The sequence below is a fragment of the bacterium genome (genome assembly GCA_021372615.1).
GTDB lineage: Bacteria > Armatimonadota > Zipacnadia > Zipacnadales > UBA11051 > JAJFUB01.
The window spans coordinates 41,598-58,404 of the sequence record JAJFUB010000160.1 but is presented as its reverse complement, the minus strand read 5'-3'; the positions used below and the strand labels follow the sequence as shown (position 1 = coordinate 58,404).

Annotated in this window: 12 protein-coding genes; 10 read left to right on the top strand and 2 right to left on the bottom strand. The window is 68.2% G+C overall.

The window, feature by feature from the left end:
- Positions 1-464, top strand: a 464-nt coding sequence (locus LLH23_22745; protein MCE5241294.1) for a 50S ribosomal protein L11 methyltransferase, incomplete at its 5' end; no start/stop codon positions are given.
- A gap of 3 nt (positions 465-467) precedes the next feature.
- A complete protein-coding gene (locus LLH23_22740) occupies positions 468-1,220 on the top strand; it encodes a 16S rRNA (uracil(1498)-N(3))-methyltransferase (GenBank protein ID MCE5241293.1) in 753 nt (250 codons plus the stop codon).
- Between the two features lie 227 nt (positions 1,221-1,447).
- On the opposite strand, the gene LLH23_22735 is transcribed toward LLH23_22740, so the two are convergent.
- Together LLH23_22735 and queA are read right to left on the bottom strand one after the other, a co-directional pair.
- On the bottom strand, positions 1,448-4,390 hold the full coding sequence (locus tag LLH23_22735) for a DUF4838 domain-containing protein (GenBank protein ID MCE5241292.1): 2,943 nt from the start codon (positions 4,388-4,390) through the stop codon (positions 1,448-1,450).
- A 67-nt stretch (positions 4,391-4,457) separates the two neighbouring features.
- Positions 4,458-5,504 carry a tRNA preQ1(34) S-adenosylmethionine ribosyltransferase-isomerase QueA gene (gene queA, locus LLH23_22730; GenBank protein MCE5241291.1) on the bottom strand — a complete coding sequence of 349 codons (1,047 nt, stop codon included), beginning with the start codon at positions 5,502-5,504 and terminating at the stop codon, positions 4,458-4,460.
- An 84-nt stretch (positions 5,505-5,588) separates the two neighbouring features.
- Here queA and LLH23_22725 point away from each other — a divergent pair, with 84 nt between their 5' ends.
- The 8 genes from LLH23_22725 (at position 5,589) to LLH23_22690 (ending at position 16,770) form a co-directional block, all read left to right on the top strand.
- Entirely contained in the window at positions 5,589-6,518 is a 930-nt protein-coding gene (locus LLH23_22725) for a hypothetical protein (protein MCE5241290.1), read from the top strand.
- Complete coding sequence (locus tag LLH23_22720) at positions 6,519-7,478, top strand: hypothetical protein (GenBank protein ID MCE5241289.1); 960 nt, start codon at positions 6,519-6,521, stop codon at positions 7,476-7,478. It begins immediately after the preceding gene.
- Entirely contained in the window at positions 7,475-8,296 is an 822-nt protein-coding gene (locus tag LLH23_22715; protein ID MCE5241288.1) for a hypothetical protein, read from the top strand. Before LLH23_22720 ends, LLH23_22715 begins: the two co-directional genes overlap by 4 nt.
- A gap of 65 nt (positions 8,297-8,361) precedes the next feature.
- Positions 8,362-10,683, top strand: a complete 2,322-nt coding sequence (locus tag LLH23_22710; protein ID MCE5241287.1) for a DUF3160 domain-containing protein — start codon at positions 8,362-8,364, stop codon at positions 10,681-10,683.
- Positions 10,677-11,699, top strand: coding sequence for a CapA family protein (locus LLH23_22705; protein MCE5241286.1), 1,023 nt, complete (start codon positions 10,677-10,679; stop codon positions 11,697-11,699). The genes LLH23_22710 and LLH23_22705 overlap by 7 nt, the downstream gene beginning before the upstream one ends.
- Positions 11,700-11,712: 13 nt before the next feature.
- Positions 11,713-12,792 carry a hypothetical protein gene (locus LLH23_22700; GenBank protein ID MCE5241285.1) on the top strand — a complete coding sequence of 360 codons (1,080 nt, stop codon included), beginning with the start codon at positions 11,713-11,715 and terminating at the stop codon, positions 12,790-12,792.
- A 46-nt stretch (positions 12,793-12,838) separates the two neighbouring features.
- Entirely contained in the window at positions 12,839-15,082 is a 2,244-nt protein-coding gene (locus tag LLH23_22695; protein ID MCE5241284.1) for a DUF4091 domain-containing protein, read from the top strand.
- Positions 15,083-15,099: 17 nt separating this feature from the next.
- The gene (locus LLH23_22690; GenBank protein ID MCE5241283.1) at positions 15,100-16,770 is read left to right on the top strand and encodes a glycosyl hydrolase family 32; all 1,671 of its coding nucleotides are present in this window, start codon (positions 15,100-15,102) and stop codon (positions 16,768-16,770) included.
- Positions 16,771-16,807: the final 37 nt, after the last annotated feature.

The following is a 16,807-nucleotide window of genomic DNA, read 5'->3' as shown; positions in this document are numbered from 1 at the left end:
AGGGGGGGGACGCCGTCCTCCCCTCTCCCCCTGGGAGAGGGGACGGGGGTGAGGGCGGCCGCGTCCTCGACCTCGGCTGCGGCTCGGGCATCCTCTCCATCGCCGCCCTGAGGCTCGGGGCAGCCCGGGCGCTGGCCATTGACGCCGACCCGCTGGCCACCGAGGCCACCGAGGAGAACTGCCGCCGCAACGGCGTCAGCGATGGCTGCCAGGTGCTGCTGCAAGACAGCCTGGAGGGCGTGACGCCGGGCTGGGACATCATCGTGGCCAACATCTCGCTGCCCATCGTGATCGCGGCGGCGCCGCCCGCGGCGGAGCTGCTGCGACCGGGCGGGCTACTGATCTGCTCGGGCTTCTACGCGGCGCGCCAGGAGGAGCTGGCCACGGCCTTGCGCGCGGTGGGGCTGCACGTCGAGGACATGCACGAACGGGAGAGCTGGGGCTGCATGACAGCCCGGCGGTAGCCTATGCCACAGCGCCTCTACCTCCCCCCCGGCCACATCACCCCACCCCATGTCGTCCTGCCTGACGACGTAGCCCACTACCTGCGCCATGTGCTGCGGCTGCGCGCCGGTGACTGTTTCATCGTCTTCGATGGCACCGGGGCCGAATACCGCGTGTCGCTCCGGGCGGGCGGCGAGGGGATCGCCGGTGAGATCGTCGAGCGCCTCCCCGATCGCCCGCCCCAGCGCCTGCACCTGACGCTGTACCAGGGCCTGCCGAAGGGCAAGAAGCTCCCGCTCATCATCCAGAAGATCACCGAACTGGGGGCGGCGCGGCTCGTCCCGGTGCAGACGGCCCGGGCGACGGTGCGCCTGGAGGGTCGGGAGGCCGAGGCCAAGCGCTGGCGGTGGCAGAAGATCGCCGCCGAGGCCGCTGAGCAGAGCCACGGCCTGCGGCCGCTCGAAGTCGCCCCGGTCATGACGTGGGAACAAGCGCTGGCCGACTGGCGACAATCGGGCCGGCCGGGGCTGATGCCGGATGAGGCGCTGGCCGGAGAGTCGGGGCACGGGCTGCGCGACGCCCTGGCGGATCTGGGCCACCCGGATGAGCTGGCTGTCTTCATAGGCCCGGAAGGGGGTCTGGCGCCGGCCGAGGCTGCCGCCGGACGCGAAGCCGGGCTGCTGCCGATCTCCCTCGGGCCGCGCATCCTCCGCACCGAAACCGCCGCAGTCGTCGTCTGCGCGCTCCTGCTGTATGAGGCGGGGGATCTGGGGTAGGCTACAGCGTCGCCGCAGCGCAACGGCGTGTCGGGCTGCGCCCGACGGCCTGACGGCACCCGCTTGCTCCTCACCCCTCCCCTCTCCCTCGCTTCGCTCCGGAGAGGGGAGGGAGGATGTCGCTCTGTGGCTTCGAAGCCACAAAGTGGGCGAGCACCTCCCCTCTCCGGAGCGCTCGGCCCTATCGAGCGCGAGGGAGAGGGGCAGGGGTGAGGACGCCGTTGTCCTCACTCCACCAGCACCGCACACTCCGCCAGCATGAACCACCCCTGGTCGAAGGCCTTCGAGGGCTGGGTCGTGACGATGCGGATCTCGTTGTCCCCCGCTTTCAGCACCCCTGCCGGAACCGCGATCTCCTGCGCCGACCAGTTGTGCTCCGCGCACGTGTTGGGCCCCTCGAACACCGTCTGCCCGTTCACCGTCACGCGGATCGCCACGGTCCCCGGCTTGTCGTCATCCTGGGCGGTCAGCACCAGCCGCGCCGGCTTCTGGGGCGCGGCGTCCAGGTGCAGCACCGTCCACATGGCCGGGTTGGCGCTACCGACGCCATAGATCCAGATGGCACGGCGCGAAGGGCACTCCTGCGCGTAGTCCTGCGGGCCCACCGGACCCCGGAAGCCCTCCAACTCCAGCCGCCAGCCGCCCTGGATGGCCGTCTGGGCGTACTTCTGCTGCTCCCTGGCGAGCGTCCCCGCCGGGTCCCTGATGAGGCGCTCCATGACCGGGTCGGCGTACCAGGGGGAGCGCGTCACGCGGAGGCGCGCGATCTTGTACAGCCACTCCTCGCCGGTTACGCGCCGGATGAACTGCGAGAGGCGCTGGCTACGCCCGATGGCGGCGAACTCCGCCAGCCGCTGTGCGAACGCCGCCTCGCCGATCGCCAGCTTGCCGTTGACCGGATTCCGGGCGTTGAGGTCGCCGAACAGAACGCAGAGCTTCTCGGCCTGGACGCGGTAGAGGCAGGCGCGGTCATTGCGCACGACGTCCTCGGCCTGTGTCAGCATCGCCAGAGCCTTGTCGGCATACTCGGCGGTCACCGTGTGCGGGCTGGCTGCCTCGCACTGTTGATGGATGGGCCGCTCGTCCACTTCCTTCGACAGGAAGTCGAAGTACTGGCGCACGGACGGCGCCGCCGCTCCGTAGTAGGCCTGCATGAAGTCCGCGATCAGCGGCTCGACGGGCGTGTTCGGGTGCCACAGCAGCTCGCTCTGCACGTAGATGAACAGGTTGCGGAAGTTCTGCGGCGTGCCGCAGTAGAAGATCCCCTGTACGCCATTCCTGGCGTACAGATCCAGCTTGCGCTTCATCGCCCAGAAGCTGCCGAACGGCTCATACCAGTTCTGGTAGCCGGTCGGGTAGTCGAAGATGTAGATGTTCCTGGGGCACTTGGCGAACCAGGCCATGACATCGGCTTGGCCCTGCTTGTTCTTCTCGCAGGTCAGGTCGTGGCTGCTGCAGTCGGTGCGGTGAGGGTATGGGCAGTACTGCACCATGACGTTCGGTTCGGGCATGACCCGCGTTGGCGGCGGGGAGGTGGCGTCGGTGTAGGCCAGGGTCAGGATCCGCTTGTCCGGGTACTTCTTGGCCACCTCGCGGGCAATGTAGTTCACGTAGTCGAGGAGCCGGTCAGTCATCTCCACTCCGGGGATGGCGTCCAGCGCCTTGCACTGGTCGCACTGGCACCAGGCGAAGCCGTCGCCCTGGGAGACGCCGAAGAACCTGCGGTCCGACTGCTTGTCCATGAGCGCCAGCATCCGCTCGGCGCTGATGCGGCGGACCTCCGGGTTGGAGAGGCACAGGTGGACATTGAGGTCCGGGCCGTGGAACTCGCGGCTGAGCCGCCGCCCGTCCTTCTGCAGCGCGAAGTACTCCGGGTGCTCCTGGTGGTACTTGTCGTAGGGCAGCAGGTAGGCGGAGGAGTGGACGATGTTCCCCTCCTCGCCCAACTCGGCGGGAGACATCATGTCGTCCTTCGGCGTGTTGCCCAGCTTCACGTTCGCCGCGAGGTTGCGGAACTCATAGAAGGGCTTGTCCGACAGGGAGCAGTCGGGGATGGTCAGGGCCGTAACGTGGGGCACGACCTCACACGAGGGGGCGTAGAACTTGCAGCCCAGCTTGCGCAGCAGGGCATAGGCCCCGTAGATGGTCCCCACGTCGCGCGCTCCGCAGATGCCGACGCGTCCGCCCTTCACCTTGACCACGTAGCCGTCCGGGGCGACCTTGTCCAGCTCAGACTGCTTGATGAGCCCCGTGGCCAGCGCCTGTGGCCCGATGACAATCGCGCCTGCCGGCGCCGTCTTGCCGGAGGCTTCGGTGCGCTCCAGGCGCTTGCCGGCCATGGTCTCCAGGTAGTTCGCCAACTCATCGGCGGCGAGGGTCTCGCGCTTGGTTGCGCCGGGGGCCAGGAGGATCCCTGAGGCCGGCGTGCTCTTCCCGATGGTGATCTTGCCCGGGACGCGCGGAGGCGTGGGCGGCTCCATGCGCACGGTGTACACGCTGACCGTCTCCTCTCCGGCGCGCATGGCCGGCCCGGCGAAAGCCCAGATGCCCTGACGCGAGCCGTACTTGTCGTGCCGCCCATCAAAGGGGTAGACCGTGCCGAAGTCAGGCGCTTCGAAGATGAGGTTATGCTTGGGGGTCTTGAAGGCCATCACTGGCCCGCCGGGCGCCAGCCCGCCATTGGCGGGCTCCGTCGGGAGAGCGAGGCTCGCCGTGACGCTGCCGGCCACGTTGGCCATCTCGATGACGGCACCGGTGAGGAACTCGGCGGGGACCTGGGCGACGGAGTACTCCACCGGCCCAACCTCCGCCCCCGCCGCGGGCGTGACGCGCAGCGTGATGCGCACACCGGCGTCCTCGAGCGCGGCCTCGTAGACGAGGCGTCCGCCCGGCAGGTCGGCGGTCAGCGTCACCGTCTTCCCATCTGCCGACGCCCGCGCCGTGCCCGGCTTCCAGGCCCCGGCCGTGCCGATCACCGTGCCCTTGTAGCCGGGCGTGAAGACATTCACATAGGAGCCCTTGGAGACCACCTCACCGGCGTAGGATAGCGCCAGGCCACCCGGGCCCATGGTGGCGCTCCAGTCGCCCCGCGTCACCGTCACCGGCGCCTCGGCGGCATACGCCGCCAGCACCATCAGCAGCCCTCCGACACAGCCCAACCATTGTCTCATCAGCCCAGCCTCCTGCTCCGATTCCCGAATCCCGATTCCCGGATCCCGGCTCCCGATTCCCGCCGTCCTACACCATCAGCGTCGCATCGCCATAGCTATAGAAGCGATAGCCCTGCCGGACGGCCTCGACATAGGCCGCCAGGACGCGCTCCCGCCCGGCAAAGGCCGACACCATCACCAGCAGGCTGCTGCGCGGCAGGTGGAAGTTCGTCAACATGCCGTCCACCGCTCGGAACTGGTAGCCGGGGGAGATGAACAGCTCCGTCATGCCGGAGCCGGCGTGGATGACGCCCGTCTCGTCCGCAACCGTCTCCAGCGTGCGCACGACGGTCGTGCCCGCGGCGATGACCCGGCCGCCGCCCTGCCGGGCCGCGTTGATCGTCGCGGCAGCCCCGGGCGACACCTCGTACCACTCGGCGTGCATCCGGTGGTCTTCCAGGCGCTGGACCTGGATGGGGCGGAAGGTGCCCAGTCCGACATGCAGCGTCAGCCGCGCGAGCCGCACGCCGATGGCCTCGATCTGCCGCAGCAGCCCCTTCGTGAAGTGCAGGCCGGCGGTGGGCGCAGCCGCTGCCCCCGGGACGGCGGCGTAGACCGTCTGGTAGCGTGACTTGTCCTCGCTCTCGGGCGCCTCGCGGTGGATGTACGGCGGCAGCGGCATCTGGCCGAGACGGTCGAGGACTTCGAGGAGGGGGCCGTCGTGCTGCAGGCGGACGGTGCGGAGCCCCTCCTCTCCGGCAGCGATGATCTCGGCGGCCAGGTCCGGGCCGAAGGTGACGCACTCGCCGACACGTAGTCGCCGCGCGGGTTTGCCCAGCGCCTCCCAGTCCCTCTCCCCCACCTGGCGCAGGAGCAGCAGCTCTACTTGTCCCCCCGTTGCCCGTCGCCCGACCAGGCGCCCCGGGATGACCCGCGTATCATTGAGCACCAGGCAGTCACCGGCGCGCAGGTACTCCGGCAGGTCGGCGAACACGCGGTGCTGCAGGAGGGGCCGGCCATCCGCCGGCCCGCCGTCCCGGCGGATCACCAGCAGCCGCGACTGCCCACGCTCTGCGGGGGGGTGCTGCGCGATCAGCTCAGGGGGGAGTTCATAATCGAAGTCGGACAACAGCATGTCCGCCAATTCCCCACTCACCTCCGCATTGCCTGCCGCAGGTTGGCCCGCTGCGTGCAGGGAAATGCGTGGCGGAGGCTGACCATGATGCCACGCACTTTCGCCATTGTGCTGCTTCTGCTGCCCCAGCTTGCCTTCTCACAGGAGTCCACCATGCCCCGCAAGCCCAACGTGATCTCCCTGCCCTGGCACCTCTACCGCCACTTCCCCGCTGACTTCTCACGCTGGCGTGAGGCCGCCGTGGGCTTCCGGGGGTGGGACAGTGAGGTGCGGAAGCTGGACCTGTCGAAGACGTGCCTGGCGCTGATGCACTTCCCCGACACGGGCCTGACGCCGGACACCGAGTTCGGCCCGGACTGCCCCAACCCCAACGCGCTGGGCACGATCGAGTGGATCCCGCGCACCATGGATGTCGTGACCTTCCGCATGCCGCCGCTGGTCCAGGCGGCACGGGCGGCGGGGCTGCAGGTGGCGCACGTCGGCGTCGGCGGGGGCATCTACATGCAGGGGCCGATCTGGGAGCAGTGCGTCAAGGAGGCGGGCGACCCGCCGCCCGAAGATCAGGACCGCATCACCAAGGACCCCAAGGTGGCGGCCCAACACATGCGTGATGTCTTCGACCTCCCCCGTCCGCAGCCTGACAAGGTCCCACCGCACGACTTCGCTCTCCCCAGGGAACTGTGGCCGCAGGGGAACGACATCATCGCCCAGTACCCATGGCAACTGCACCGACTGCTCCAGAGCCGGGGCATCACCCACATCATCTACTCGGGCTGGGCCCTGAACTGGTGCCTGTGGTTCTCACCGTGTGGGATGTGCGACATGGACCGCAAGGGCTACCTGTGCTCGGCCGTGCGCGGCGGCTGCGTGGCCATCGAGAACGCCGAGTCGGCCGTGGGCGAGGGGAACCTGGAGTATGCCTACTGGAAGACCTCGACCATGTTCGGCTACATCTTCGACCTGCAGGAGCTGACCCACGCGCTGCGTGAGCAGGCCGCGAAGAAGGCGAAGTAGATGAGGTGGGTTCTCCTCGCCCTGCCGGCCCTGATCCTGCCGCTGTGCGCTGTCGCCCAGGAGGCTGCCATGCCCGTCCGCAGGTCCGCCGCCATCCAGGTGCCATGGCACTGGTACCGCTTCTATCCGTGGGACTACTCGCAGTGGCACAACGCGGCCCGGAGCGTGCAGGGCTGGACGTCCGAGGTGCGACCATTGGACCTGAGCACGACCTGCCTGGCGCTGATGCACCTGCCTGAGCGGGGCCTGACCGCGCAGACGGAGTTCCGGCCCGACTTGCCGAACCCCAACGTCCTCGGGACCGTCGAGGATGTCCCACGCACGATGGACCTGGTGGCCTTCCGGCTGCCGCGGCTGGTGGCGGCGGCGCGAGCGGTGGGGCTGCAGGTAGCGACCATCGGCGTGGGCGAGAGTATGATGAAGAGCGACTTCGGCCGTAGGTACCTCGCAGAGGCGGGGAAGCCGCCGGCCGATGACGAGGCTTCCATCCCCCGCGACATGCAGCGTTGGGCCAAGCACGACAAGGACCTCTACAACCTGCCGCTGCCGGTGGATGACAGGGCGACGGCGGCGGTCGCCCCGACAGGGCAGGAGACGTGGCTACGTGGCATGCCCGAGGTCCTGCGGCCGCAGGGCAACGACCTCGTCGCACAGCACTCGTGGCAACTGGCGCGACTGTTGCGCAACCGGAAGGTTGACCATATCATCTACTGCGGCTACGCCCTGGACGAGTGCCTGTGGTTCGAGCCCTGTGGGATGAGCGACATGAAGCGCCGGGGGTTCATGTGCAGCGCCGTGCGCGGCGGTTGCGTCGCCATCGAGACCCGCGAGTCCTGCGAGGGCGAGAAGAACCTGGAGTACGCGCTGTGGAAGACGAGTAGCGTGTTCGGCTACGTGTTCGAGCTGCACGAGTTGACCAGCGCGCTGCGGGCAGCCGCCCGGCCGTCAGGACAGCGATGACCACGCCCCTGGGTCGTCTCATCTCCTCCCGTGTGCTCGTCAGGCTGCTGGCCCTGCTCGTCATCGGCGGCCTCCTCGTCTGGCGCTTCCTGCCGATGACGCCGACCATCGTGCGGCCGCCGGTTCACGACGGCTGGCAGCGGGATCTCATCATTGACGGCCGCAACCTTGAGACGGTAGGCGCCTTCGGCACATGGCACAGCGAGTACGCGATCCTCCGTGTGGTGAACGCACGACACCCGCGGCGGGGTGTCTCGCTCCTCGCTCTGACGGCCGAGGACCCGCGCCCCCCTCAGCCCCGGCGCAGTCACCTGTACCTGATGCCGTGGGGGAACATCAGCGACGTGCGCCCGTTGTCGCCCGAGCCGGAGTACAACTTCTGGGACGTGAGTGTTGGGGATGTGGACGGCGACGGGACGGAGGAAGTGGCACTGTGCACCTACAGCCAGACCGCTCGCGACCCCAGCTATGCCCGCCGCTTCTTCATCTACGGCTGGGACAAGCAGGGCGACCTGTACCCCATGTGGCGGGGCAGCCAGCTCTGCCGGCCATACGTGACTGCCGCGCTGGCCGACGTCACCGGCGACGACGCGGCGGAGCTGGTGTCGGTGGAGCGAGCGCTCTCCGGCAAGCTCATCGTGGTGGTCTACCGCTGGAACCAGTTCGGCTTCTGGGGCCTGGGGCGGACGGCGGAGTACGACGCCATCGGCACCGTCACGCCGCTACGCACCGAGAGCGGCAGCAAGGGGCTGCGCATCGAGTGCCGCCGCAGCGTCCGCAAGCTCCAGGTGCTCTGGCAGCCACAAGCACAGGAATAGGGCATGTTCGTGTCGAACAGTAGGGCTGTGTCAGCTTCAGTCACGACACCAAAGGGGACTGCGCCATGAGGAACTACCTCCTGCTGCTGTTGGTTGCCGCGCTGTTGACTCTGCTGGTCGGTTGCCGTCAGCAGGCCACGACCTCCGCCGTCCAGACACAGGCGGCGGCAGGCGCTACGCCGGCGGCGGCCGCTGAAGGGACCGGCGGCTACCAGTTCACGAGCGCCAACAGCTTCAGCGTGCCCCTGGGCGACCAGCCTGCCTTCGCCCCGCGGGTGCAGCCCTACACCGTCGAGCCCGGCCTCAAGAACGTCGCCAACCTCGCGCACTTCAAGAGCGACCTGGCGCCGGAGCACATGCAGATGATCGCCAAGAACGGCTTCGTGGTGCTGCCCGCCAACTGGAAGCAGATGGAGTTCGTCTACGAGCTCAACAACTACCCCAAGGAACACCGCCCCAGCTTCGTCACCACCGACTCCGTGCTGCACACCATGCACGTCTTCTATGACTACATGCTGCGCACGATGGAGGTCACGAAGCTGTATGAGCGGGCCGAGAAGCTGTCCGTGGGGCTGCTGCAGGCGACCACCAAGAAACTGTCTGAGAACCTGCCCCCCGAGCTGAAAGAGGCCGCCCGGCTCAATGTCGCCTTCGCGCTCGTGCCGGTGAAGCTCCTGGGCGTCCCGCAGAACCAGTGGGGCGTGACCGTGCCGGAGGACATCGCGCGGATCGCCGAGGGCGAGATGGTGTTGATGGCCCAGCACGAGGGCTTCAAGCGCTCGCCCGTCACGGACTTTGATGTGGACTACTCCCAGTTCGTGCCGCGGGGTCACTACACCCGCAGCGACAAGCTCAAACGCTACTTCAAGGCCCTCATGTGGTACGGCCTCGTCGCTCTCCCGCTATACGACCTGCAGAAGACGCCGAACCTGCAGCCCCGTCAGGCGCGCCAGGCGTACCTGCTGGCCCAGCACATCGTGTACGGCAGCTACGACGGCGAGCCGCTGGGGAAGATCTGGGAGGACATCTACGAGCCCACGGCCTTCATGGTCGGCTTCGCGGATGACAACACCCCTGAGGACTTCATCAAGGCCGGCCAGGGCCTCTGGAGCGACGCCAAGGATGCGGCCAAGCTCATCCCGGAGCAGAACATCGTCGCCCTCGCCCAGAAGCTGCTGGCCCTGCGCCCGGCGGAGATCATTGCCGTCAGTATCACGGGCCTTACGAAGCTCCCGGGTAATCCACAACTGCGCCTGATGGGCCAGCGCTACATCCTCGACTCCTACCTCTTCCAGCAGATGGTGTACCCCTACGTTGGCAAGTCAGACGACCCCAACCACCCGGGGACCCACAACATGCGCACCTTCCCCATGGGCCTGGACGTGATGTCCATTCTCGGGTCGGAGCGGGCCTACGCCATCGCCGACACCGTCTACGGCCAGACCAAGTTCGTGAACTACGACAAGCAGACCAAGGTGCTGCGCGGGAAGGTCGCCGCCTACCAGGACGCGGACTGGAGCAAGACGGTCTACAACGGGTGGCTGCACACGCTCAAGCTGCTGCTTGAGCCCAAGACCGAGGGCTACCCCGCCTTCATGGGCAAGGAGGCGTGGCTGGACAAGCAGCTCAACTGCGCGCTGGCCAGTTGGTCCGAGCTGCGGCATGACACGATCCTGTACGCCAAGCAGTCGGTCGTCGCCGAATGCGGCGGCGAGGGCGGGGAACGCAAGCCGCCGCCGAAGCCCAAGGGCTACGTCGAGCCCGAGGTGCTCACCTACTGGCGCGCGGGGCTGCTGCTCACGCAACTGCGCGACGGCCTCAAGGCCCGCAAGCTGCTGGGCACAGACGAGGATGATACGCTGAGCAACAAGTTCGATGACTTCATCGCCTTGCTCAATAGCCTCCAGGGCATCTCGGTCAAGGAGCTGCAGAACCAGCCGCTGACCCAGGAGGAGTTCAACCTCATCGAGTTCTACGGCGACAACATCGCCCACCTGAACCTGTTCACCACCTTCAGCGAGGAGAGCAGCGAGATCACCTCCTCGGCTGACCAGGACATGGCCGTCGTCGCCGACGTCCACACCGGCCCCATCGGCGCTGAGAGCTATGCGCTGGAGGAAGGCGTGGGGCGCGCGGCGGAGATCTACGTCGTCTACCCGATGCAGGGCAAGCTCATGATCGGTCGTGGCGCTGTCTTCTCTTACTATGAGTTCACAGTGCCCGTCGCGAACCGCATGACCGACGAGGACTGGCAGAAGAAGCTGGACTCCTCGGACAGGCCGAAGGTCCCCGCCTGGGTCAAGAGCTTCCGCAGCAGCCTGGGAGCCAAGGGCAAGCGCGACGTGGAAGAGAAGGGCGTGCCGACCTTCAGCACGGGCGGATGCTGAGGCGGACGGCGGAGATCGGGAAGCGGGAACCGGCCACCGTGCCGTGTCGCGCCGTGCCGTGCCGTAGGAGCGCCAGCTTCCAGCTGGCAGCCATTGTCTTCGTCTTGCTCCTACTGTCCGGCTGCGCCCCCCGCCCCGCGCCGACGGTGACCCTCGCCCTCGCCGGCGATGTGATGCTCGGGCGCGATGTGCGCCGCGTGTGCGCGACGCAGGGCAATGACTACCCCTTCGCGAACGTGGCCCCGGTCTTCCGCCAGGCCGATCTGGGCTTCTGCAATCTCGAGTCCCCCCTGACCGACCGCCCGATCCGCTTCCCTCGCGTCAACGCGCTCGTGGGCACGGGAGGCATGGTAGACGCTCTGGGACAGGCCTGCATCAGCGTCGTCAACCTCGCCAACAACCACGCCGTGGACGCCGAGCGGGTGGGGCTGGCGGACACCTGCCGGCGGCTGGAGGGGCGCGGGTTCGCCGTCTGCGGGGCGGGCCAGACGCTGCAGCAGGCCGAGGCGGGGACGGTCGTGACCCGCCCCGGCGTGCGCGTCGGCTTCATCGGCTACAGCAACTTCCCCTACCTCAACTTCGTGCCCGACCCACAGAGCTGGAGCATCCTGATGCTCAGCGAGGAGAACCTGCGGCGCACGGTCCCCCCGCTGGCGCGGCGGTGTGATGTCGTGGTCGTGTCGTTCCACTGGGGCCAGGAGGGCGTGCGGGAGCCCAGCGACTGGGAGCGGCACATGGCGCACCTGGCCGTGGACCTCGGCGCCACGATCGTCGTCGGCCACCATGCCCACGTACGCGGGCCTATCGACCGCTACGGCAAGGGCCTGATCGCCTACTGCCTGGGCAACCTGATCTTTGATGACAAGAGCTACGGCGGCAACGAGGGATACATACTGACGTGCAGGGCGAGCCGTGGCGGCGTCGAAGACTACGCCCTGACGCCGACCGTCGTGCGTCGATGCCAGGCGATCCAGGGCGGGGTGTCGGCGCAGCCGACAGGGACCCCGCCCCCATGATAGGAGCCCGCCCATGACCTCCCGCGAACGCTTCCACGAGACCTTCCGCTTCGGCAAGCCCGACCGGGTGTTCATGCACCCGCAGTGGACCTTCGGCGAGACGCGCCAGCGCTGGCTGCGCGAGGGGATGCCGCACGACCAGCACTTCAACACCTACTTCGGCTTTGACCGGCTCGAGACCGTCCCCCTCAACGCCGCGCCGTGGCCGCCCTTCGAGAGCAAGGTCGTTGAGCAGGCCGAGCACTGGAGCATCGTCGAGGACGAACTCGGGGGCCGCCTGAAGCGCTGGAGCGACCGCGAGATTGGCATGTCCCAGTGGCTCACCTACCCCATTCGCGGGCGCGAGCAGTGGGAGGCCTTCAAGGAGCGCCTCGACCCCAACGCCGCGGTGCGCTACCCCGAGTACTGGAGCGACCTCAAGCGCGTGTACCGCGACCGCGACTACCCCCTGGGCATCCATGCCGGGTCGTACTATGGCTGGATCCGCAACTGGGTGGGCATGGAGCATTTGGCCCTGTGGTATGCCGACTGCCCCGATCTCATCCACGAGATGACCGAGTACATCGCCGACTTCATGCTCAAGCTCCTGGACCGCGCGCTGGATGAGATCCCCGACTTCGACTACGCCTTGATGTGGGAGGACATGTGCTATAAGGCCGGCCCGCTCATCAGCCCGCGGGCCTTCCGCGACTTCATGCTCGACCCCATGAAGCGCGTCACCACGCGCCTGCACGAGGCCGGCATTGATATCATCATGGTGGACTGCGACGGCAAGATTGACGACCTCCTGCCCCTGTGGCTGGAAGCGGGGGTGAACCTGCACTACCCGCTGGAGGTGGCGTCGGACTGCGACCCGCTCAAGTACCGCCAGCTCTACGGCCGGGACCTCCTGCTCATCGGGGCGATAGACAAGCGCGCCCTGCGCGACTGCTGCACGAAGGCGGACGTGGAACGCGAGGTCATGTCCAAGGTCCCCGAGCTATGGCGACAGGGCGGGTATGCACCCTTCGTGGACCATGCGGTCCCGCCGGACGTGAGCTTCGAGAACTTCAAGTACTACGTGGACCTGGTGAACGAGATCTGCAGGAACTGAACGGCGGGGTTCGGGATCCGGGAACCGGCCGATGGAGAGGTGCGGGATGCGATGTTCGGTGTTGCTGGCCCTGCTCACGATCCTGCCGATGCCGGTCTGGCCCCAGGAGTTGCCCAATCTGCTGACCAACCCCGGCTTCGAGGCCGTGGGTGAGGCAGGCTGGGCCCAGGGCTGGACGGTCTGGCCCACCAAGCTGCCTGAAGCCGAAGCCGTGAGCGTGGACGGCGCCGTGGCGCACGGCGGCCAGCGCTCCCTGCGGTTGCGCCACGCCAGCCTCGGCAGCTACACCCGCGCCCAGCAGGTTCTCACCCTCGAGCCTCACCAGCGCTACGCCTTGACCGTGTGGGTGAAGGCGGAGAACGTCGTGGGCGGTGGGGGGAGCATGGGCGCGCGGCTGTACGTCGAGGGCCTCGGCGGGCGCGACCGGGCTACCGAGGCCGTGTTCGGCACTGCGGACTGGCAACAGCTCCTGGTCGGCCCCTACGACTCCGGCAACGGCGGCCGCATCACGGTCATGTGCTACCTGCACCTGGCCTCCGGCACGGTGTGGTTTGACGACCTCCAGGCCTTCAAGGTGACGCCGGAGTGGGAGCAGCAGATGGAGCAGAGGCGCCTGCAGGCTGGACTGGAGGCGCAAGTGCGGCTGGCCGAGGATACCGCGCGCCGGGCAGCCGACCAGACGGCACTGGCGGAACTGGCCGCACTCCGCGCGAAGGCCGGCGGCGTGAAGCTCGCGGTTCCCACGGACGTCCGCCACGGCCCGCCATACAATGAGTACGACGCCGAGGTCTATGCGATCATGGCGCGCCTCAACGCCCGGCGGCTGGAGCAGCGAGGGGGCGTCGTGGCGTGGGCGGCCGATCCCTTCGCCCCGGTGCCAGCGCTAGGCCTTGTGCCCGAGCGTCGGCAGCTCGCAATCTCGCTCACAGCCGCGGTGGGCGACCGCGAACAGGCAGCACTGAACCTGTGCAACCTGGGCAGCCAGCCGGTGCGGGTGCGTGTCTCCTGTGACGGCCCCGGCGCGACCGGCCCGAAGGTGACGCTGCGCGAGGCCGTGCACGTCGAGACCCAGGGCGGGCGGCTGATTGCCGATCCGTTGCCCCGGCTGCGCGAGGGCCGCATGGACCTGCCCCCAGGCGTCTTCCGCCAGCTCTGGTGCGACTTCTCCACGACCGACTGCCAGGCTGGGACATACCGGTCCCGCGTGCAGGTCAGCATAGCCGGCCAGCCGCCGCTGACCTGCCCGATCACCGTCCGCGTCCTCCGCACACAGCTCCCGGCGACAGCGCCGATCGCTACCTGGAACTACTCCTACCAGAACTGGCCGATCCTGAGGGACCGCTGGGGGCAGGTCCGCGAGGACCTCGTTGCCCACCGCATCAACTCGTACTGCTGGCCTTCGGACACGCTGCCGTGGCCGCAGTTCAACGCGGACGGCACGCTGCAGCCGCTCGACTGGACCAACTTCGACCAGGCGGTCGCCAGCCATGGCCCGATCCAATGGCTGCTGCTATGGCCAGGGTTCGAGTGGCCGAAGAACGTGGCCCTGCGGCAGGAGGGCCTGGAGCCGGGGACGCCGCTCTGGGAGGAGCGGTTCACCACGTGGTTCCGCGCGGTCATCGCCGGCCTGAAGGAGCGCGGGTTCGGCCACGATCGCGTGGCGTGGTACCTGCGTGATGAGCCGACCACGGCCGCATCGGCCCAGATTGTGGCCCTGACGGGGGCCGCCGTACACCAGGCTGATCCCCGGGCACTCGTCGTCGAGAACCCCTACCATGCCGCGACGCAGCCGGTGCTGGACACGATGGCCCCGATCGTGGACATCTGGTGCCCCATGCTGTCGTGGCCGAAGGGCGAGTTGCTGCAGTGGTTCCAGGACCAGTCGCGCAAGTCCGGCCTCCTGTGGACGTACCAAGTGCTCAGCAAGGATGCTGACGCCTTCGCGGCCTATCGTCTCTCGTTCTGGGACTGCTGGCGCAAGGGCATGAGCGGGCAGGGCTTCTGGGACTATGCCGACACGGGCGGCACGACAGACAACTGGACGCCGTACCCGGAGGGGCGCACGTTCTACTCGGTTGTCTACAATGGTGACCCCGAGGAACTGATCCCCAGTCGCCGCTGGGAGGCCTGGCGGGAGGGGACGGAGGACTACACGCTCCTGTGGCTGCTCAAACAGAGCCGGCCACAGAGCCCGCTGCTGGCCGACGAAGTCGAGAAGCTCATGGCCGCACCGTCACCGGAGGCGCTGGCGGCTCTCCGCTCGCGCGTACTCGAGGAACTCGGACGGTAGGAACAGGGAGCGTCCACATGAAGCTCGCACTCGTCCTGATGGGAGTCCTGCCGATGGTCGCCACCGCCCATGCCGGCGAGACGCTCTACAACGGCATCGTGCTGCCAGACCAGTGGCCGCCGAGGGTGCCGCCGCTGACGCTGGAGCCGCTGCCGCCGCCCCCCTATCTCGTCACGCCCCCGGCCGTCATCCCGATTGAGGTCGGCCGCCAGCTCCTCGTGGATGACTTCCTCGTCGAGAGCACCACCCTCACGCGCACCCACCACCTGACCGCCTGGCACCCGGCGACGCCCGTCATCAGCCCCGACCGCGAGTGGGAGAAGGCCACCGGGAAGGGGGAGTGCGAGATCTACAGCGATGGTATCTGGTGGGACCCGCAGGCCCAGCACTTCAAGGCCTGGTACCGGACGCACCACGGGGCGCATTCGCACTTCCAGACGTGCATGGCGATCAGCGAGGATGGTGTGCATTGGGAAAAGCCCAAGTTCGACGTCGTCCCGGGCACCAATGTCGTGCTCGTGGACCAGGAGGACGCCTTCCGCGACTCGTGCACGGTGTGGCTCGACCTGCTCGAGCAGGACCCGGCGCGCCGCTTCAAGATCTTCCGCGTGATGGTCAAGGAGTGGATGGAGGGAGACGTCCGCAGGAGCAACAAGTGGATGCAGCTGCACTGCTCGCCCGATGGCATCCACTGGACCCTCGCCGGCGAGAGCGACCGGTGCGGCGACCGCAGCACCGTCTCGTACAACCCCTTCCGGGCCAAGTGGGTGTACGGCCTGCGCTCGGGCACGCAGGCGGCAGGCCGCACGCGCGACTATTTCGAGCACAGCGATGTCGTACAGGGCCTGCGGTGGGAGCCGGAGGGGCGGAACCTGTTCACGCCGTGGATCGCCGCCGACACCCTCGATCCGCAGCGCCACGACCTGAACCTTGAGGATCCCGTCAAGTCCTGGGACCTCCCCCCGGTGCAGCTCTACAACCTCGACTGCGTCGCGTACGAGAGTCTCACGCTCGGGCTGTTCGCCATCTGGCGGGGCCAGCCGCGCGACCGGGGCAAGCCCAACTCGCTGTGTGTCGGCTACAGCCGCGACGGCTTCCATTGGTCACGCCCGGACCGGCGGCCCTTCATCCCGGTGTCCGAGCACCAGGGCGACTGGAACTGGTGCAACGTGCAGTCGGTCGGCGGCTGCTGCGCCATCGTCGGCGACCAGCTCTACTTCTACTGCAAGGGCTCCGAGGGCGTGCCCGGCACTAAGGCCACGGGGCGGGCCCATGTGGGGTTGGCCGTCCTGCGGCGCGACGGCTTCACCAGCATGGACGCCGGCGCGGAGGCCGGGACGCTGACCACCCGCCCCGTCACCTTCAAGGGCAAGTTCCTCTTCGTGAACGCGAACTGCCCGCAGGGCGAACTGCGCGCCGAGGTGCTCGACGAGGCGGGCCAGCCGATCAAGCCCTTTACGCGTGAGAAGTGCCGGCCGCTCAGGCTCGACAGCACGAAGCAGATGGTCCAGTGGCAGGGCGGCAGCGACCTGGGCAAGCTGGCCGGCAGGCCCGTCCGCTTCCGCTTCCACCTGCGCCAGGGCGAGTTGTACGCCTTCTGGGTCAGCCCGAGCGAGCGGGGCGCCAGCCACGGATACGTGGCTGCCGGGGGCCCGGGGTTCACAGGGCCGGCGGACACGGCGGACTGACCGAAGCGACGGACGGAGCCCACCGGGCGGGAGCCTG